This window comes from Vibrio sp. 10N.239.312.D08 (genome assembly GCF_041466145.1).
Lineage (GTDB): Bacteria > Pseudomonadota > Gammaproteobacteria > Enterobacterales > Vibrionaceae > Vibrio > Vibrio crassostreae_C.
Genome location: NZ_JBFSSD010000010.1, coordinates 119,775 through 139,551, shown reverse-complemented (window position 1 = coordinate 139,551; position 19,777 = coordinate 119,775). Strand labels below are relative to the sequence as shown.

Here is a 19,777-nt window from a genome sequence, read left to right as displayed (position 1 = left end):
CGATGACAGAAAAGCGAGTTGAACAACTAGAAAGCCGCGTTAATGACCTAGAGTGTCAGCTAGCTTTCCAAGAACAGACCATTGAAGAACTCAATGAAGCGCTTAGCCAACAACAAATGTTGATCACGAGAATGCAAGATCAGATGAAGTTCGTGGTTGGCAAAGTGAAAAATATGGATGGCTCTAACCTAGCAGACGCATCAGAAGAGACGCCACCTCCACACTATTAAGTTCGATTCAAATGGGCTACTGCTCATTTGCCATAATTGAAAAACAAAGGGCGGCAGAAAATATCTGTCGCCCTTTGTTTATGTACTTGGTAATTTAATTTACGCCTGTATGAGATTACTCATCAGCATAAATCTTCACTTCTACACGGCCTTGAGTATCAACGCTTGCACGATACATCCCAGAGCTGTTCATACCAAAATGAATATCGCCTTGGTCATCGATAGCGATCAAGCCACCTTCCCCGCCCATGGTTTTCAGTTCACCTTGGATAATGTGTTCACAAGCGGTATGCACATCTTCTTTGAGATAACGCATTCGTGCCGCCACATCACTCGCAACCATCTTTCTTAAGAAGAACTCGCCCATCCCGGTTGTTGAGACAGCAACGTTGCCATTTTCAGCCATGGTTCCTGCACCAATAATCGGAGAATCCCCGACACGACCGTATTTCTTATTGGTCACGCCACCGGTACTGGTTGCTGCCGCTAAGTTACCCGCTTGGTCTAATGCGACCGCACCAACCGTGCCGTACTTTTTATCGTCAGGGTATTTCTCAGCTTGCTGCTGATCATATTTCGCTTCAGACAGAGCAAAGATGCCTTTCTCTTTCATCGACTGAAGTTGGTCATAGCGGCGCTCAGTAAAGAAGTAGTCTTGCTCGGTAAAGGTGTAGTCATGCTCAAACGCAAACTTCTCGGCACCTTCACCAATCAGCAACACATGGTCGCTTTTCCGCATCACATCACGTGCAAGCTCAATTGGGTTTTTGATATGGCGAACGCCTGCAATAGCACCTGCATCCATTTCGCGGCCATGCATCACAGAAGCGTCCATCTCAACAAATTCATCATGCGTTAAAACCGAGCCTTTGCCGGCATTAAAGTGGGGACTGTCTTCCATCACCTTAACCGATGCCACTACCGCATCCAGAGCATCACCACCCGATTGCAATATTTGATAACCAGCCAAAACCGATTTTTCCAAAGCCTCGGTAATACCCGCTTTTAATTCATAGCTCATTTGCTCGCGCAAGATGGTTCCTGCACCACCATGAATGGCAATTGAAAAAGGCTGTGACATACAAACTCTCCACTGACGTCGTCTTATAATGTTGTGCTATCAATACCACATCCATGGTTCGATGTCTGATAACGAAAACCAAACTTTTACGAATGCTTAGATTTGCGGACACTTAGTTTGGTAGAGAAAAGCGAGGTCAAAAAGCGAGACTCCTAAACGCAAAAAGCCTCCACAAGGGAGGCTTTCAAGATTCTTAAACTAAACCGTTAATTCGGTATTAGTGAGAACCACAGCTACCGCCGCCACAGCAGCCGTCTTTTTTCTCTTCACCGTGGTCATGGCCTTCGCCACCACAGCAACCGCCTTCGTGGTCATGATCGTGGTCGTGACCGCCACAGCCGCCTTCTTGGTGTACGTGACCGTGTTGAACTTCTTCTTCAGTCGCTTCACGAACCGCTACAACTTCAACGTCAAACGTTAGAGTTTGGCCAGCTAGCATGTGGTTACCATCAACAACAACTTCGTCGCCATCTACTTCAGTAACTTCAACTGGGATTGGACCTTGGTCAGTATCCGCTAGGAAACGCATGCCAACTTCGATTTGCTCAACACCTTGGAATACGTCAGCAGGAACACGTTGAACTAGTGCGTCGTTGTGTTCGCCGTATGCGTCTTCTGGAGTAACAGTTGCAGAGAACTTGTCGCCAGCTACTTTGCCTTCAAGCTCTTTTTCAAGACCTGTAATTAGGTTGTTGTGACCGTGAAGGTAATCTAGTGGAGCTTCTGCAGTTGATTGGTCAACTACTACGCCATCTTCAAGTTTCACTTGATATGCAACACTAACTACTACGTTCTTTTCAATTTTCATGAGAGCTCCAAGGAGGTTTGGACTAAGCTCGAACAGTTGAGCTTAGGAAAAATTCTGTACCGGGATATTATGGGGATCAATTAACGAAACTCAATCATTCTGGCTTAAAAATACCGATCATTTCTTGATTCGCGTGTTCAGATTTCTCTACAGTTTTCGGTTTACGCTGTTCTGTGAAGTCACAATCGACACATTCCACCAGCTCGATATTATTTTCAATCCACCAACGGAGTGTGTCTTGAGTGTTGCAACTTGGGCAGCTTGCCCCTGCGATAAAGCGTTTTTTCTGTTTCACGTTCATATCCTTTACTGCTCTGGATTCGCGGTTCTTCCCACTCACTTTATTGATAAGTTAAGCAGAGACCGCGTTTATTATTAGGTTAGTTCTATAGTCTGTTATTTCTATGCCCAAGCTCTATTTCTAAGCTCAAGCATGAGTTATCACTTCAAGCTACTGCCAATAGTTTCGAGATTGGTGATCGTTTTCCATCTCGTGTCCAAAGATCTCTTCAAGTTCTTTACGAGCCTCTTTCGCTCTTTGGGCTAACTCGGCATCTTCGTTATGCTGAGGCAGCAACTCTTTCAGCATACCATTATCCAACTTTCTAAAGTGTGCTTCTGCTCGCTTCGCTTTATATGGATGCATGCCAAGTTCAGTCAATGTTTGACGACCTAAATCCAATGCTCCAAGGAAGGTTTCACGCGAATAGTTACTCACACCGTGGTTAAGTAGTTGATACGCTTCAACACGGCTTCGTGCACGCGCCAAGATCTTTAAGCGTGGGAAGTGCTGCTTACATAAATCGACGGTTTTCATGATTTCATCTGGGGAGTCAGTACACAACACAATCGCCTCTGCTTTATCAGCACCGGCTGCGCGTAATAGCTCTAGGTGAGTCGAGTCTCCGTAAAACACCTTGTAGCCGAACTTTCTAAGGATGTGTATTTGGCTGGCATCACTTTCAAGGACAGTGATACGAATCTTGTTGGCATACATCAGACGACCAATGATCTGACCAAAACGACCAAAGCCCGCAATAATCACTCGAGGGCTGCGATCAACCACATCCGAAGACATCGCACTTTCACTGATTTGATTAAGCTGACGTGCAAAGAATCGGTCTTGCAGTTTAAGCATCAATGGCGTGGTCACCATAGAAAGGCTCACAACCACCAGTAAGAACGACACTTGTTCGCCACTTAAGATGCCTTGAGCACTCGCCGCAGTAAAAATAACGAAAGCGAACTCACCACCTTGGCTAAGGATCATCGCCATTCGGCTGCGTGCTTTAGCTTGAGTGCCGAAGATACGAGCCAGCGCATACAGCACCAAACCTTTCAATACGACTAGCGACGACACTGCAATAAGTATTGCGAATGGGCTTTCTGCCAGTAGACCTAGGTTTACCGCCATACCCACAGAGATAAAGAACAGACCAAGCAGTAAACCTTTGAATGGATCAATCGCGATCTCAAGCTCGTGTCGATATTCACTTTCAGCCAGAAGTACGCCCGCTAGGAAGGTACCTAATGCCATCGACAAGCCAATCCGTTGCATGATCACAGCAATACCAATCACAAGTAACAGCGCCGCGACGGTGAATAACTCACGCACACCACTCATCACTACGTATCGGAAAAGTGGTCTCAACAAGAAGTGGCCACCGACCAGTAGGCCAATCACGCCACCCAGCATCCACAGCATGTCAGCCCAGCTACCGCCGGTATTACCCGCAAGTAGAGGCAACATTGCTAGCATTGGAATAACAGCGATATCTTGGAAAAGCAGTACTGCAAAGCCCGACTGCCCGGCTTCTTTGCCGCCGAGCTCTCGCTCTTCAATAACACGCAAGGCAATCGCAGTCGAAGACAGCGCCAAACCCATACCTATCACGAGACTGGTTTGCCAGGTTAATCCAAATAGACAGGCGATGGCGGTAATAATCAAGGTGGTGATCAACACTTGCGCCCCCCCTAAGCCGAGAATAGGCGCCCGCATCTGCCACAGTTTTTTGGGGTTAAGCTCTAAACCAATAAGGAAGAGCAGCAGCACCACCCCGAACTCTGAGAAATGTAGAATGGCCTTTACGTCACTGATTAGGCCAAGCCCCCATGGACCAATAGCGACACCCGCTAATAAGTAACCTAATACTGAACCTAAGCCTGCTCGCTGCGCGATAGGAACCGCAACCACAGCCGCCGCTAAAAATATAGCGCTACTTTGTAGGAAATCATTAGTCAGAGCCATCATTCGCTCCTATATCTTGTAGCGGATCTCGCAACCAATTTCGATATTCTTCAGCGTGTTGGTAACGCGTCATATCCGAGACATTTCTAGCCCAATGTAAAACTAAAGGTGACATCCAGTGCATCTGGCACAAAGCGGCAGTTAGCTCAAACGGTTGCAAGATCTCTTGTAAGGGATACTTATTATAGCCTGCAGCACCAAACGCCTCTTCTTTACCACCCGTGGTGATAACACTGCGCCAATGCTTACCCTTAAGTGCACTTTGCTCACCAAACGCAAAGCCCTTGCCTAATACTCGATCAAACCACTCCTTCAATAACGAAGGACAAGAATACATAAACAGAGGATGCTGGAACACAATCACATCGTACTGCAGAAGCAGTTCATGCTCATAAGGCACATCAATAAAGAAGTCAGGGTAGATGGCGTAGAGATCATGAACTTTGACATGACCGAGCGACTCTACCTTCTTAACCATCATCTGGTTAGCAATAGAGGTTTGCGGCTCTGGGTGCGCGTAGATGATCAACACCTTTGGCACGACTTTGTCTGTCGAGGGAGTATTACTCATTCCTTTGAAACATTCCTTTGAGGGCTAAACGGTGGCAAGGCCACAAGAATTTAAGCAAAAGTTATTAATATGTTATTGGCATCATAACGCAAATTGCATTGTGATCGACTTTTATCTGGTTTCAGCCTACTATGCAGGCGTCTGTTCACCTCTAATTTCTATGCTATTTCAATTATGATTACTTTCTCTGATATTCAATTGCTACGCGGCGGTAAGCCACTCCTCGACCAAGCATCTGCGACTTTTCACCCTGGCGACAAGATCGGTTTGGTTGGTAAAAACGGCTGTGGTAAATCTACGCTATTCGCCTTAATTAAGGACGAACTGTCTATTGATGCGGGCTCATTCAGCAAACCTGCCCATTGGGAAATGGCTTGGGTTGCTCAAGAAACCCCTGCATTAGAAAGAACAGCAATTGAATACGTGATTGATGGTGACCGTGAATACCGCGGCCTTGAAGATCAACTAGAGAAAGCTGAACAAGCCGACAATGGCACATTGGTAGCAGAGATCCACGGCAAGATTGAAACCATTGGTGGTTACAGCATAAAGGCACGTGCTGCCGAGTTACTGGATGGCCTAGGCTTTAGCCAAGAACAAATGACATGGAACCTGACTCAATTCTCAGGTGGTTGGCGTATGCGTTTGAACCTAGCGCAAGCCCTACTGTGTCGCAGTGACCTACTGCTACTCGATGAGCCTACCAACCACTTGGATTTAGACGCAGTAATGTGGTTAGAGCGTTGGTTACAAAGCTACCCTGGCACGCTAGTGCTTATCTCGCACGATAGAGACTTCTTAGACCCTATCGTCAACCGCATCGTGCACGTTGAAAACCAACAGCTCAATGAGTACACGGGTAACTACTCATCGTTCGAAACCCAACGAGCGCAAAAACTGATTCTGCAACAAGCGATGTACCAAAAGCAGCAGAAACAGATGTCTCACATGCAGAGCTACATTGACCGTTTCCGTTACAAAGCTTCAAAGGCTCGCCAAGCGCAAAGCCGTATTAAAGCGCTAGAGAAAATGGAACAAGTGCTGCCTGCTCAGTTTGATAATCCATTCAGCTTTGAGTTTAGAGAACCAGACGCGCTACCAAATCCAATCATGATGATGGATGAAGTATCAGCGGGCTATGATGACAATCTGATTCTAGAGAAAATTCGCCTGAACCTAGTACCGGGTAGCCGTATTGGTCTACTTGGTCGAAATGGTGCTGGTAAATCAACACTGATTAAACTGCTTTCTGGCGAACTTAAACAGCAAGGCGGTGAACTGAGTTATTCGCAAGGCGTTAAGATTGGTTACTTTGCACAGCACCAGTTAGAAACGTTGCACCCAGAAGAAACACCGCTGCAGCACATGATGCAGATTGCCCCTAAACACACCGAGCAACAATTGCGTGATTACCTAGGTAGCTTCGGTTTCCAAGGTGAAAAAGCGCTCGATAAAGTGGCACCCTTCTCTGGTGGTGAAAAAGCGCGTTTAGTTCTGGCGCTACTGGTATGGCAAAAACCGAACCTGTTGCTACTCGATGAACCAACCAACCACTTGGATCTCGACATGCGTCAAGCGCTGACTTTTGCCCTGCAGACGTTTGAAGGCGCAATGGTTATCGTATCGCACGACCGTTACCTACTGCGTGCAACTACCGATGATTTATACCTTGTACACGACCGCCAAGTCGCACCGTTTGATGGTGACTTAAGCGATTACTACAAGTGGCTAACCGAGCAACAGAAAGTTGAGCGCAAAGAAGCACAAGCATTGGCACCAGCCAAAGACGGCGCCAACAGTGCAGCAGCGAAAAAAGAGCAGAAACGTAAAGAAGCCGAGTTCCGTAAACTGACGGCACCACTTCGTAAAAAGCTCACTCAATTTGAAAAGCAGATGGATAAATTAACGCAGGCTCTTGAAGAAGCTGAGCAAGAATTATCCGACACATCACTGTATGAAGCTGAAAATAAGGCTAAACTGAATAAAGTACTCGCTCTCCAAGCGAGCAGTAAGTCACAGCTAGAAGAAGTTGAAATGGATTGGATGTCCACTCAAGAAGAGCTTGAGCAGATGGAACAGGATATGGATAGCTTATGAGCCCAGAGCACGCCCCAATATCACTAACACTGGAACGACTATGGCAATTTAGCCTTCAGTATTACAGTGTGCGCGGTGTAAAGGATGCGTGCCTAGCTTTGCAAAACCAGTTCCACGGCAACGTCAATCTACTGCTGCTTCTCAAATGGCTTGATGAGCAGCAATTGTCTTTTGCTGAAGAGGAGTGGCACAAGGTTCAACAGTGCTTGAGCCGCTCTGAAACCCTGCTTCATAGCTATCGAGAGCTACGTAAACATCTCAAAGCACACGTTGTCGACTCTCTATACCGTGAAGCGCTAAAGTTTGAGTTACAGCTTGAAAAGCAACAACAGTCCGATCTGGTCGACTGTATAAACTCCCTACAGCTGTACGCTAACCAGCAATCACCGCTCACTTTTCAGTACTGTCGTTTATTAGGGGCTGAAAACCTCTACGACGCTTTTTCTGAACCAGCACCACAGCCCTAGCTCATTCTCTTTCCCTTTTATTCAATCAAGATCCAAGCTTAACCTTGATATTATTCAAACGGTTACCCATAGCCTGTTTTTGTATCTCGTATAAGTGAAGCCTTGCGCTTATGCCGAGAATCAACCAAGCTCAAATAAAAACGTGGGCGTTTCGTTACAAACTCAACACGTTATCAAAACCCGTAAAAGAAGCATGGATCGTTTTTATGACAATATTTACCGCAGCTGCTGGTCTCTCTAATCCGCACTTACAAACCTTAGTGCCACGGTTTATTCGAAAGCAGGCGCTGTTTCATCCTCACTGGCAAACCTTAGAAACACCCGATGGTGACTTTCTTGATCTTGCTTGGAGCGAATCACCAGACGGTGACACCTCAAATAAGAATGATCGCAGTAGCAAGCCGATATTCGTTCTATTCCACGGTTTAGAAGGTAGCTTTGAGAGCCCTTATGCCAATGGATTAATGAATGCGTTTGCTAAAGATGGTTGGTTGTCCGTGATGATGCACTTCAGAGGCTGCAGCGGAAAACCCAATCGCCTGGCTCGCGCTTACCATTCAGGTGAAGTCGAAGACGCGCGCTTTTTTCTAAGACACCTGCACGCCCAGTTTCCGAATAACCCTAAGGTTGCGGTTGGCATATCTTTAGGTGGAAACATGCTGGCGAACTATTTGGCTGAGTACGCAGACGACCCATTGCTGTCGGCGGCGACCATCGTATCTGCTCCTTTTGACTTAGCGTGTTGCTCTAGTCGTATTGAGCGTGGTTTCTCCAAGCTCTATAAGAAGTACCTGCTCAACTCTCTAAAATCGAATGCGCTAAAAAAGGTTAACCTGCTGCAGGAAAAACTTGGCATCACCGCTGAAGCCATCAAGAACATCACCAAACTGTATGAGTTTGATGAACGAATCACTGCGCCTCTGCACGGCTTCAAAAATGCACAAGATTATTATGCGCAATGTTCTGCTCTGCCTAAGCTCAATAAGATCAAACTACCGACTCAGATCATTCATGCCAAAGACGACCCTTTCATGACCGATGATGTGATCCCAAAATTTGTTCTGCCCGATAACATCGATTATCGACTGTTTCAAAAAGGCGGCCATGTTGGGTTTATTACTGGCAGTACACTCAAGCCAAGGTTTTGGTTAGAAGAAGCCTTGCCTGCCTACTATGAAAGTATCCAAGATTCGGCATAATGACCGAGCCTTAGTAAATAGAAGTAAAACAATACTAAGCACACGCATTTCTACATCAATAAACCTATTTATGAACATAAAAGAGAGAAGTATTTATGATCATCCCATGGCAAGACATTGCGCCAGAGACGCTGGAAAACCTCATCAAAGAGTTCGTGCTGCGTGAAGGCACAGACTACGGCGACGTAGAGGTTTCACTGCAAAACAAGATTGATCAAGTGAAACATCAATTAGCTTCAGGAGAAGTCAGCATTGTGTTTTCTGAGCTCCATGAAACCGTTGATATTCAAGTCACAAAACGCTTCTAAGCTGCGCTCATAAATGAGCCGTGTTATAGTGGTAAACGATTGCTAACAAGTAAGTTACTCAAAAGACAAGGGTTGTCATGTCCGCTAAACATCCAATTATTGCGGTGACGGGTTCATCTGGAGCCGGCACCACCACCACCTCAGAAGCCTTCCGTAAAATGTTCAATATGATGGACGTGAAGGCCGCTTGGGTTGAAGGGGATAGTTTCCATCGCTTCACTCGCCCAGAGATGGATGTCGAGATCCGTAAAGCGCGCGAGCAAGGTAAGCACATCAGCTACTTTGGTCCACAAGCCAACGACTTTGGTGCGCTAGAAGAGTTCTTCCGTAAATACGGTAACGAAGGTACAGGCAAGGTACGTAGCTACCTGCACACGTTCGATGAAGCCGTTCCTTACAATCAAATGCCAGGCACCTTTACGCCATGGCAAGAGATCCCAGAAAATTCAGATGTGATGTTTTACGAAGGCCTGCACGGCGGTGTGGTTGATGGCGATATCAATGTTTCTCAACACGTCGACTTGCTGATCGGCATGGTACCTATCGTCAACTTAGAATGGATCCAGAAATTCGTTCGCGACACACGCGATCGTGGTCATTCTCGTGAAGCAGTAATGGACTCGATTGTTCGCTCGATGGATGATTACCTTAACTACATTACTCCTCAGTTTTCGCGTACTCACATCAACTTTCAGCGTGTTCCAACGGTAGACACATCAAACCCTCTCAACGCTAAAGGGATCCCAAGTTTAGACGAAAGCTTCGTTGTTATACGTTTGCGCGGCATCAAAAACGTCGATTTCCCTTACCTTTTAGCTATGATTGATGGCTCATTTATGTCTCGCCACAACACGCTTGTGGTACCAGGAGGGAAGATGAGTTTTGCTATGGAGCTCATTGTAAGGCCGATCCTACAACAACTCATCGAAACCGGAAAAATTGGTTAACAGAGCACCATTCTGGTTGATTACTTTTCATACCGTGATCATGTGCACAATTTTGCGTAAAAAATCGTAGCTTGGTCACGATTAAAATCAAGAAATAGTACCTGAAAAAGGATACTATTCTTAAACGAAACACAAGATAGCTTGCAGCGCTCAACGAGTGCTCTTATCCTACAAGTCAATCCAGGCTTAGCTAAAATACGGAAAGCGGCAAGCATACCCTGCAGAGGAAGTGAGATATTATGGTTCTAGGTAAACCTCAAACCGATCCAACATTAGAGTGGTTCCTTTCACACTGTCATATTCATAAGTACCCATCAAAAAGTACTTTGATTCATGCTGGTGAAAAGGCAGAAACCTTGTACTACATTGTTAAAGGTTCTGTGGCAGTTCTTATCAAAGACGAAGAAGGTAAGGAAATGATTCTTTCTTACCTAAACCAAGGCGACTTCATCGGTGAGCTAGGCTTATTCGAAGAAGACCAAGAGCGTACAGCTTGGGTTCGTGCAAAATCTCCTTGTGAAGTAGCTGAAATTTCTTTCAAGAAATTCCGTCAACTTATCCAAGTGAACCCAGACATCCTAATGCGTCTATCAGCGCAAATGGCAAACCGTCTACAAGTAACTAGCCAAAAAGTTGGTGACTTAGCGTTCCTTGACGTAACTGGTCGTATCGCACAAACGCTACTAAACCTAGCAAAACAACCAGATGCAATGACTCACCCTGACGGCATGCAAATCAAGATCACTCGCCAAGAGATTGGCCAGATCGTTGGTTGTTCTCGTGAGACAGTTGGTCGTATCTTGAAGATGCTAGAAGAGCAGAACCTAATTTCTGCACACGGTAAAACTATCGTGGTATATGGCACTCGTTAATCTCGATTAACTGAGCCTAAAATTTGAAAGCCACCAAATGCAAATTTGGTGGCTTTTTTGTTTTCTAAAGATCTACAAAGAAAATACGAATGAAACACCTACAGCTTCGAAGCGCAAACACTCTCGAAGCGAAGCCTATCTGCATCTTTAGGGTAAAGTCCGTACTCGTATCTTTCTTTAACCGTTAGTGCTTTCGAAGATCTTGTCAGCCGATGCTGCCACAAAACCGGTATAAAGCTCACCATTAGCCATCGCATAACGCTTAGCGAACTCATAGAAGCCTCCAGGAATCATCTCATTGCCCTCAACAAATGAAACTGGGACTTTATCTGCCATTGTTGATGATTGCTCTAATAAGACCTCTGGAGAGCCTTTAACCTGGCCACCAGATGCATTGATCGTGAAGCCTGATTCGCTCAAATAATCATTCACTGCCTGCACTTCATCAAAAGCATCGAGTTGATTAACGCTCACTGTAAAGTGGTTGGCACCGTAACCATGAGCTGCGAGCCAAGACGCGTATTCACTCTCTTTTGCAAGCACTTGGAAATCTGCGAAGCTCAAGTCCCATAGACGACCACCAAACAAGAATTCATGGCCTTGAAGCTTGCTTACGTCGACTTGCTCAACCAATTTAGCAACGATCTGTTGTAAGTCACTTGAACACTCTTCGACCTTCAACTCACTAATGAACACTTTAGGTTGATTTGGATCTGGGTGCTCGTAATGCTTCGCGACTAGCTTCTTACTCTCAAACAAGTAATCGCCACACGCTTTATAACCTAGCTCAAGGAAAGGCTTAGCCAATGTTTCAATACCTAGCGGAGCAACATTGAAAGTACGCAGTGCAATGTGATCATTAATCAGAGCTTCGTCTTCTTTCAGCAAGTGATGTACTTTCTCAGCCGATGGACAAAGCCTGTGAATGTAATCGTCCCAAAGTGATTTAAAGAGTAGATCGGGCGTCATGGTGACTCCTTGTCAGAGGTTCTAGCAAGCTAGTAATTTGGATTAGAGAGGGAGAGGCTGGACACAGAGTCAGCAGCCATCAGCCTGTGACATACTTGTTCTATTATTATCTACCGCCCAATCTAGGTGTCGGACGTGATGGAAAAAGGAAGCGATAACACCACTTCCTTATTTCAAAGTTAACGAATGAGCCTAGTACCTTATAAGCCTAAGTCAAAAAAGCATTAAGCTTATAAAACCACGGTCCATAAACCTGTGCTTCATAAATCTATGGTTCATAAACCTGTAGTTCAGAAATTAAAGCTCAATACCCGGGCTAAACGTTGCTGGAAGTTGAGTTTCACCACCTTCCATTGAAGCCATAGGGTAAGCACAGTAGTCCGCGGCGTAGTAAGCACTTGGGCGTAGATTGCCCGAAGCCCCCGGGCCACCAAATGGTGCATCACCACTTGCGCCTGTTAGCTGGCGGTTACGGTTAACAATACCCGCACGGATATGGTCAACAAAGTATTCCCATTCAGAATCATCTGTTGATACAAGACCCGCAGACAAACCAAAACGAGTGTCGTTAGCTAGCTCAACCGCTTGCTCTAGCGATTGGTAACGAACCACTTGCAGCAATGGACCGAAGTACTCTTCATCCGGCAGTTCAGCAATGTTGGTTGCGTCGATAATACCAGGAGAAACAAACGCCGCTTGACCCGCTTTTGCTTCTACTAGGCTGACACCACCTAACGATTGCAGATTAGCTTGCGCGTCTAGAATAAATTTAGCGGCAGCTTCAGAGATCTGAGGGCCCATGAAAGGAGCTGGTTCCGCGAAAGGCTGATCGACACGAATCTTTTGCGTAGCTGCGACCAGTTTATCTAGAAGCAGATCGCCCTTCTCGCCAACAGGCACATACAAGCGACGAGCACATGTACAACGCTGACCAGCACTGATGAACGCCGATTGGATGATAGTGTATACCGTTGCGTCTGCATCACCGTATTGGTCGCTGATCACCATAGGGTTGTTGCCGCCCATTTCTAGTGCCAGCATCTTGCCCGGTTGGCCCGCGAATTGACGATGCAGGATATGACCAGTATTCGCACTACCCGTAAATAGCACGCCATCAAGACCTTTAGCATCAGCCAGTGCGATACCTGTCTCTTTAGCGCCTTGCACTAGGTTGATTACGCCAGCAGGAAGACCCGCTTCTTGCCATAGCTTCATTGCGAATTCACCCGTCCAAGGTGTCTGCTCTGAAGGCTTGAATACTACGGTGTTGCCCGATAGCAGAGCTGGAACAATATGACCGTTAGGTAGATGACCAGGGAAGTTATAAGGCCCAAATACCGCCATCACGCCCAATGGACGGTGACGCAGTACAATTTGGTTGCCAGCCGCTTCACGTGAAGCTTCACCGGTACGCTCGTGGTAAGCACGGATAGAGATGGCGATCTTGCCTGCCATCGCGCCCGCTTCAGTGCGAGTTTCCCAAATCGGTTTACCCGTCTCTTTTGCAATAATCTGTGCAATCTCTTCGCTGTTCTCTTTTACCTTCTCAGCAAAGTTCAACACGATCGCTTCACGCTCTGCAAAGCTCAATTTTTTCCAAACCAAGAAGGCTTCACGAGCTGCTGCTACTGCAGATTCAACCTGCGCTGGTGTTGCGCTATCACCCTGCCACACTACTTCATTGTTGTATGGGCTTACTGATGTCATGGCGTCACCTTGACCTGCCACCCACTGTCCTGCTATCCACTGAGTCATACTTCTATCCTTAAAATCTTCGACAGATAATCGCCGCTCTTACTGAGCCAACATGCGAACGAATTCGCCTTCTTTTACTTCAAGAGCGCTCGCTACTTCAGATGATAAAATCACTGTGTCGCTTGCTTGGTCATACGCACCTTTCGCGGCTACTGCGCGGAAGTTCTCAAACGAGGTATTACCAATTAGGAAGTCTTTAGAGCTAGAGTGCTCTGCAATTTGAACCTGTGCTCGAATTGAGTGACGCACAGATTCGATGTTTCTTAGATCACACTCAACCGTTGGGCCTGCATCAAAGATGTCGACATAACCACGGTTGGTGAAACCTTCACGTTCCAGCAACTTAAGTGCAGGGCGCGTATTGTCATGTACCTCTCCGATCACCGCTTGAGCTTCTTTGCTCAGTAGGTTCACGTAGATAGGTAGCTTAGGCATTAGGTCAGCAATGAAGCCTTTCTTACCAATACCGGTTAGATAATCAGCAAGTGTGAAATCAATCGAGAAGAAGTGTTCTTGCAGCCATTGCCAGAAAGGAGAATTACCTTCGGCATCCGATACCCCCCGCATCTCAGCAAAAATTGTTTTCGAGAAACGCTCTGGGTGTTCAGCCATCAGTAAGAATCGGCACTTCGACATCAAACGACCGTTCAAACCACCACGGAAGTCAGGGCGCAAGAATAACGTGCAAATTTCGCTGCAGCCTGTGTAGTTATTACCAAACGTCAACAGCTTAACCACGTTATTCACTTTAAGGCGCTGTGAAGAGTGAACCACTTTACTGATGTGGTACGAGTAAAAAGGCACATCCCAGCCAATGGAAGCTTCGATACCCGTTGTACCAGCAACTTCGCCAGTTTCAGCGTCGAAACCCACCATTAGATAGCCTTCATCACCGGGTTCGGTCACGTCTGCTTTCGCAAAGCTGTATTCAGAATGGGTAATTCGGTTAGTTAACAATTCTTCGTTAACCGGAAGAGATGTGAATCCATGACCTGATTCAACTGCACAGGTGTGCAGCGCATCGTAATCAGACAGTTTTATTGGGCGAACAACTAGCATCAATATTCCCTCCAGATGCAAAATAGGCCCAAAACCAGAAGCTTGGGCCTTTAGCAGAACGTCATGGGATCGCTCTATTGGCGATCATTCCTATGACGCCGCTCAGGCTAAACTAGCGTAGCGATTGCTTTGTCTAGTTTTGATAAACCTTCTTCAATTTCTTGTTTAGTGATAACCAGTGATGGAGTAAAACGAACCACGTTTGCACCCGCAACCAGTACCATTAGGCCTTGCTCGCCTGCTGCTACTAATACGTCACGCGCACGCCCTTGCCATTCGTCATTCAGTGCAGCACCTAACAATAGGCCTTTACCACGAATCTCACTGAAAATTTGGTATTTGTCGTTAATCTTAGTTAGACCATCACGGAATAGCGCTTCACGCTCTTTTACGCCAGCTAAGGTTTCTGGTTGGCTAACGACGTCAACAACCGCTTCAGCAACGGCACACGCTAGTGGGTTACCGCCGTATGTTGAACCGTGCGTACCGACTTTTAGGTGTGTCGCGAGTTCAGTCGTTGTTAGCATCGCGCCGATAGGGAAACCACCACCGAGTGATTTTGCTGTACTTAAGATATCAGGTGTCACACCTAGGCCTTGATACGCATAAAAATTGCCCGTACGGCCATTACCTGTTTGCACTTCATCAAAAATAAGCAGCGCATTGTGCTTGTCACACAGCTCACGAACCGTGTTCACAAACTCAGAGGTTGGAGAGATGATGCCACCCTCACCTTGCAGAGGTTCCATCATGATTGCACATGTGCGATCAGAGATGTGCGCTTCTAGCGCGGCAATATCATTGTAAGGCAGGTGAGTTACATCGCCCGGTTTAGGACCGAAGCCGTCAGAATAAGCTTCTTGACCACCTACAGTTACAGTAAAGAAAGTACGACCATGGAAACCTTGTTTGAATGCAATGATTTCAGATTTCTCAGGGCCATGAACATCTGCCGCCCAACGACGAGCCAACTTCAATGCTGCTTCATTCGCTTCTGCGCCAGAGTTGGCAAAGAATACTTTTTCTGCAAAACATACGTCAGTTAGCTTCTTCGCTAGACGCAGTGCAGGTTCGTTGGTCATCACGTTACTCAGATGCCAAATCTTGTTTGCTTGCTCAGTAACGGCATTCACCATTGCTGGGTGACAGTGACCCAAGCAGCTCACAGCGATACCGCCAGCAAAGTCGATATACTCTCGGCCTTGTTGGTCCCAAACGCGTGCGCCTTCCCCTTTTACCGGGATCATTTCCATTGGGTTATAACAAGGCACCATCACCTCATTAAAAAGACTACGTTCTACTTTATTTTCCACTGTCATCGTACATTCCTTCTCGATACCGCAAGCTTCGCAAATAAGCGTAATGGTTCATAAGTGAGATAAAGATATTTTGTCCCGCCATAATCCCGCTGCAGCATTATATTTACATTTAATTAACCTTTTCAATAGTAGATTATTCTTTAGCCATCCCTAACAACCAGCTAAACGTCACTACCTATGACTATTTATGCATCAAACAATCTGTTTTATGAAGCTTTTTTTAACTAAACGTCTATCCATCAACAGCAAAGCCTTACTGGTACAGCGGTATAAGGGGTTCGAGAGGAAATAAGGCGAATAATATTGCATAGACTAAAAACTTAGCCTGAAGAGGGAGAAATGTTATAAAAAGTGATCGGCGTCAGAGGGATGAAGACGCGGCGCGCCCGAATTAAAACGCTTAACGAACGAGGTAATACGTTTAACTGGCTTATTTGAACGAATGAAAAGCCAAATTTAAACACTCAACGCGCTAAGAAGTTAGCAAGAAGCTGGTGTCCTTGCTCTGTTTTAATCGATTCAGGGTGAAATTGGACGGCATCAATCGGCAAGGTTTTGTGTTGATAACCCATGATCTCATCCATGCTACCATCTTCAAATTCCGTCCAAGACGTCAGCTCAAAACAGTCTGGTAATGTGCCGTTTTTCACCACTAAAGAGTGGTAACGAGTCACAGTCAGAGGGTTATTGAGACCTTGAAAAACACTCTTCCCGTTATGACGAATAGGCGAGGTTTTACCGTGCATCACTTGTCTGGCTCTCACCACTTCACCACCAAAGACTTGAGCAATGGCTTGATGACCAAGACACACACCTAAGATCGGCAGCTTACCAACGAAGTGTTCAATCACCTGCAGCGAAATTCCCGCATCATCGGGCGTACATGGGCCCGGCGAGATAACAAGATGGCTAGGATTTAGCGCTTCGATGCCCGCAATATCAATCTCATCGTTGCGAACAACTTTTACAGTTACCCCTAACTCACAGAAATACTGATACAAGTTATAGGTAAAAGAGTCGTAGTTATCGATGATAAGTAACATGGGTCGAAATCGTTTGCTAAATACTAAAGGATTGGGAGATATAGGGGCGGTATTGTGCAATACCCATAGCGAAAGGCAAGTGGAAACTGCATTTCGCCAATAATTAAGGCCAACCTAAGTTGACCTTAATTGTTTACAGATAGCGTTAAGTTATCTGAATTGGCTTACTTGTATGGCAAGCCAATCTATTTGTGATTGAGCTACTTACGACGACGCCACATTGCTAAGCCAAATAGTGACATAAGAGCACCGAAGCCAAATGAACCGCCTACTCTTAGCTCAAGAACGGCAGGATCATGATCCGATGAACGGAAGTGATCTTGGTACTTAGGTAGGTCACCTTTGTACTCTTCGTTGTAGTCAAACAACGTCGACTCACCACCATTGATGTGCCAATCGGTAGCATCGACAACCCTATCTTTCAGGCTTTCGCTGATCAGCAGGTGGTCTAGAGCGCCAACTTCATCATTGTATGAGTAGCTCCAGCTGTCTGGGTGCTTTTGAGCCACAGCATTGATATAACCGTAGTTCTTCGTAATCACCGCACCGCTATCACCAAACTGCTCAACACCATCAATGTAGGTATTACGGGCTGCTTTGATCTGCTTGCCGTATTTCTCTTCCGAGTAATCGGTTAGCACCAGCATTGGATCTTCCATGCCGTACGAGTTCATATCACCCAGGATCACTTTGTGACCTTTGATACCATCGAGCGCTTCACCCAGTGCCACCGCCGCAGCTACGCGGAAGTTCTCACATGAGCCTTGCTTGTCGGCATCAACACCACCTTGACCACCCTGTTCAACCGGTGCTGCATCTTCCCAACACTTAGAGCCTTTAGATTTAAAGTGGTTAATCGCTACGGTCAGTTTCTCTTTGGTACCTTTGACCTTGAAGGTTGGCGCTAATGAGTCACGCTGGTAGTTCTTACCGTCCTCAATCACCTTACCTGAATCGTCTAACACCTCTGGTGCTTGTTGGCTTGGCATCGCGATAACGCGGCTGTCTTTTAGCTTAACTACCTTCTTACGGTAAATAACACCCGTTGTGATTACGTCAGTACCAATCGAGTCCATCTCGTCGGTTACGCCATCTTCATTTGAATCAACAGCGACAAACGTATAACGGTCTTTCTTACGCTCAATGCGATCATTCAGTTGGTTTACAAGTTGCTGAATGGCAGAGCCTTCACCAAAGCCATTGTTCTCAATTTCCATCAAGCCAATGATGTCTGCATCTAAGCGAAGAATCGCGTTCACAATCTTCTCTTGCTGCATCTCAAACTCAGTGATGGTGTTCGCGCCACGGTTATTGCCGTGCTGATTCGCGTCGCCACCAAATGGAGAGTTGAAGTAGTTCAATACGTTGAAGGTCGCAATACGTAGGTCGCCTTCATCCATGTCTGGTTTGTCGGTACGCGGATCGTTACGCACATAGTTTTCAGCCGAGATCTGGTTAGTCGCAATTAAACGGTACTCACCGTAGCTGTAAGTCAGCACGCCTTCTAGGCCAACAATGGTGTCATCAATGCGGATGTAATCTTCTGTTGAACCATCTTGGTCGATATCAGTGCGGCCAAAATCTGGGTAGAAAGGGACTTGTCCATCAGCCGCTTTTTGATCGGTTTCAACGAAAAGACGGCGGTCTGCGTTGTCTTCAGTTTGCTGCTTCGCTTCGTCAGATCCCGCGGCGAAAAGCTGGTTCGGCTGCATGTTAATACGCTCATGCGCCAGTACCATGTTGTTACGACGACCTGCGTAGTCATAACCAAAGGCACGCGTCACACGCATATCAAGCGCTTCGGTTGTTTTCACCAACATGCCTTCGTAGCGTTCAAGCGTTGCAGCGAAGTTCTCGTCACTGTCTAGCACTTCAATCGCCGTCGCTTCAGGTGCCTGCTGCTCGCCCTGTTTTAGCCATTGGTTGTTTTCTACTTTCAGCTGAGTGTGGCTGTAGTATTCTTGAACCTTGCCTTTCACACACACTACATCACCGGCTACTAGCTCTGAGCTCGACTGGTTGGTATGAATAAATAGACCCTCAGAAGTGCTTGAGTTGAAATCATCCTCAAGTGCTTGCAGGTAGAAGCCTTTAGTTAGGCCTGTTGTTACCGCACTTACCACACCTTTTACGAAATATTCATCGTCGGTGATGTACGGGTAGCCATCGATGAATGGCGATGTAGCGCCCTCACCTTGGATTTCTTGAATGGTGGTGAATACTGGGTCAGAGCCATCTTGTGTACAAGTGAACGCTTCTGGCAGTTCAACGCTGTCTAGTGAACCTAGGCCTTCAATGCTGTCTTTTGGTAGCGATACCCATTGTGAAGCATCAAACGTCGCAGAAGGTGTTTGTGTCGCACGAACCAAAGTAACATCTTTGCCCCAGTCCACATCGCCCATCAAACCAACAACATCATGTACCGAGCCGTCTGAATTCAAGATAGCCAGCGGGTCGTCACCATTATGATTGGCGATAGAGGCATTAATGATGTCAGCTTGAGCTTTAATCTCATCACTCGCACTAGAATGTGCGACCACGAGTACTTCACCGGGTGCTAAAACGTGTCCATCTAAAGGTAAAGTGGCACCCCATGATCCGTTGCCATTGGCAGATTTCGCCAATGAGTAACCATCTAAACTAATGCTGCTATCGCCACTATTGGCAATCTCAACCGCTTTGTTATAGCTGCCGCCTTCCACATATTGTGAAATAAACAAATCAGCGTGTGCGCTTGTAGTTAACAAGCTACCAATTGCCACTGCTAGCAATGAAGGTTTGTGTAAAAGAGCCATCCGTTTCAC

The 19,777-nt window shown here is 46.3% G+C and carries 18 protein-coding genes; 7 read left to right on the top strand and 11 right to left on the bottom strand.

What is annotated here, in order from left to right:
• Nucleotides 1–2 precede the first annotated feature (2 nt).
• Nucleotides 3–230, top strand: a complete 228-nt coding sequence (locus AB6D58_RS08030; protein WP_009848930.1) for a SlyX family protein — start codon at nucleotides 3–5, stop codon at nucleotides 228–230.
• A gap of 115 nt (nucleotides 231–345) precedes the next feature.
• On the opposite strand, the gene AB6D58_RS08025 is transcribed toward AB6D58_RS08030, so the two are convergent.
• The 5 genes from AB6D58_RS08025 to kefG all read right to left on the bottom strand — a co-directional run bounded on the left by AB6D58_RS08025 (nucleotide 346) and on the right by kefG (nucleotide 4,938).
• The gene (locus tag AB6D58_RS08025; protein WP_372156927.1) at nucleotides 346–1,311 is read right to left on the bottom strand and encodes an isoaspartyl peptidase/L-asparaginase family protein; all 966 of its coding nucleotides are present in this window, start codon (nucleotides 1,309–1,311) and stop codon (nucleotides 346–348) included.
• A gap of 217 nt (nucleotides 1,312–1,528) precedes the next feature.
• Nucleotides 1,529–2,119 (bottom strand): peptidylprolyl isomerase, encoded by a 591-nt coding sequence (slyD, locus tag AB6D58_RS08020; RefSeq protein WP_017061108.1) that lies wholly within the window; start codon nucleotides 2,117–2,119, stop codon nucleotides 1,529–1,531.
• Nucleotides 2,120–2,213: 94 nt separating this feature from the next.
• A complete protein-coding gene (locus AB6D58_RS08015) occupies nucleotides 2,214–2,414 on the bottom strand; it encodes a YheV family putative zinc ribbon protein (protein ID WP_029235422.1) in 201 nt (66 codons plus the stop codon).
• Between the two features lie 156 nt (nucleotides 2,415–2,570).
• Entirely contained in the window at nucleotides 2,571–4,367 is a 1,797-nt protein-coding gene (kefB, locus tag AB6D58_RS08010; RefSeq protein ID WP_372156935.1) for a glutathione-regulated potassium-efflux system protein KefB, read from the bottom strand.
• A complete protein-coding gene (gene kefG, locus AB6D58_RS08005; protein ID WP_017071307.1) occupies nucleotides 4,354–4,938 on the bottom strand; it encodes a glutathione-regulated potassium-efflux system ancillary protein KefG in 585 nt (194 codons plus the stop codon). The genes kefB and kefG overlap by 14 nt, the downstream gene beginning before the upstream one ends.
• A 174-nt stretch (nucleotides 4,939–5,112) precedes the next feature.
• Between kefG and AB6D58_RS08000 the strand changes: the two genes are divergently transcribed.
• The 6 genes from AB6D58_RS08000 to crp all read left to right on the top strand — a co-directional run bounded on the left by AB6D58_RS08000 (nucleotide 5,113) and on the right by crp (nucleotide 10,828).
• Nucleotides 5,113–7,035, top strand: coding sequence for an ABC transporter ATP-binding protein (locus AB6D58_RS08000; RefSeq protein WP_017061112.1), 1,923 nt, complete (start codon nucleotides 5,113–5,115; stop codon nucleotides 7,033–7,035).
• Nucleotides 7,032–7,502: a TIGR02444 family protein gene (locus tag AB6D58_RS07995; protein ID WP_017061113.1), complete on the top strand. Its 471-nt coding sequence runs from the start codon at nucleotides 7,032–7,034 to the stop codon at nucleotides 7,500–7,502. The genes AB6D58_RS08000 and AB6D58_RS07995 overlap by 4 nt, the downstream gene beginning before the upstream one ends.
• A gap of 206 nt (nucleotides 7,503–7,708) precedes the next feature.
• The gene (locus AB6D58_RS07990) at nucleotides 7,709–8,701 is read left to right on the top strand and encodes a hydrolase (RefSeq protein ID WP_019825349.1); all 993 of its coding nucleotides are present in this window, start codon (nucleotides 7,709–7,711) and stop codon (nucleotides 8,699–8,701) included.
• Nucleotides 8,702–8,796: 95 nt separating this feature from the next.
• Nucleotides 8,797–9,009 (top strand): YheU family protein, encoded by a 213-nt coding sequence (locus AB6D58_RS07985; RefSeq protein ID WP_010435208.1) that lies wholly within the window; start codon nucleotides 8,797–8,799, stop codon nucleotides 9,007–9,009.
• Nucleotides 9,010–9,086: 77 nt separating this feature from the next.
• The gene (locus AB6D58_RS07980) at nucleotides 9,087–9,956 is read left to right on the top strand and encodes a phosphoribulokinase (protein ID WP_010435210.1); all 870 of its coding nucleotides are present in this window, start codon (nucleotides 9,087–9,089) and stop codon (nucleotides 9,954–9,956) included.
• Nucleotides 9,957–10,195: 239 nt separating this feature from the next.
• Nucleotides 10,196–10,828 (top strand): cAMP-activated global transcriptional regulator CRP, encoded by a 633-nt coding sequence (gene crp / locus AB6D58_RS07975; RefSeq protein ID WP_004729651.1) that lies wholly within the window; start codon nucleotides 10,196–10,198, stop codon nucleotides 10,826–10,828.
• Nucleotides 10,829–11,005: 177 nt separating this feature from the next.
• Here the strand turns inward: crp and AB6D58_RS07970 are convergent, their stop codons facing one another.
• From AB6D58_RS07970 to AB6D58_RS07945, 6 genes are all read right to left on the bottom strand, one after another.
• Complete coding sequence (locus AB6D58_RS07970) at nucleotides 11,006–11,797, bottom strand: DUF1338 domain-containing protein (RefSeq protein WP_010435216.1); 792 nt, start codon at nucleotides 11,795–11,797, stop codon at nucleotides 11,006–11,008.
• Nucleotides 11,798–12,094: 297 nt separating this feature from the next.
• Nucleotides 12,095–13,552: a succinylglutamate-semialdehyde dehydrogenase gene (astD, locus tag AB6D58_RS07965; protein ID WP_017066203.1), complete on the bottom strand. Its 1,458-nt coding sequence runs from the start codon at nucleotides 13,550–13,552 to the stop codon at nucleotides 12,095–12,097.
• 39 nt (nucleotides 13,553–13,591) lie between these two features.
• Nucleotides 13,592–14,611 (bottom strand): arginine N-succinyltransferase, encoded by a 1,020-nt coding sequence (astA, locus tag AB6D58_RS07960; RefSeq protein WP_372156924.1) that lies wholly within the window; start codon nucleotides 14,609–14,611, stop codon nucleotides 13,592–13,594.
• A gap of 107 nt (nucleotides 14,612–14,718) precedes the next feature.
• A complete protein-coding gene (locus AB6D58_RS07955; protein WP_372156922.1) occupies nucleotides 14,719–15,930 on the bottom strand; it encodes an aspartate aminotransferase family protein in 1,212 nt (403 codons plus the stop codon).
• A gap of 464 nt (nucleotides 15,931–16,394) precedes the next feature.
• Nucleotides 16,395–16,973, bottom strand: coding sequence for an aminodeoxychorismate/anthranilate synthase component II (locus AB6D58_RS07950; RefSeq protein ID WP_009848915.1), 579 nt, complete (start codon nucleotides 16,971–16,973; stop codon nucleotides 16,395–16,397).
• Nucleotides 16,974–17,173: 200 nt separating this feature from the next.
• Nucleotides 17,174–19,768, bottom strand: coding sequence for an ExeM/NucH family extracellular endonuclease (locus AB6D58_RS07945; RefSeq protein WP_372156920.1), 2,595 nt, complete (start codon nucleotides 19,766–19,768; stop codon nucleotides 17,174–17,176).
• Nucleotides 19,769–19,777: the final 9 nt, after the last annotated feature.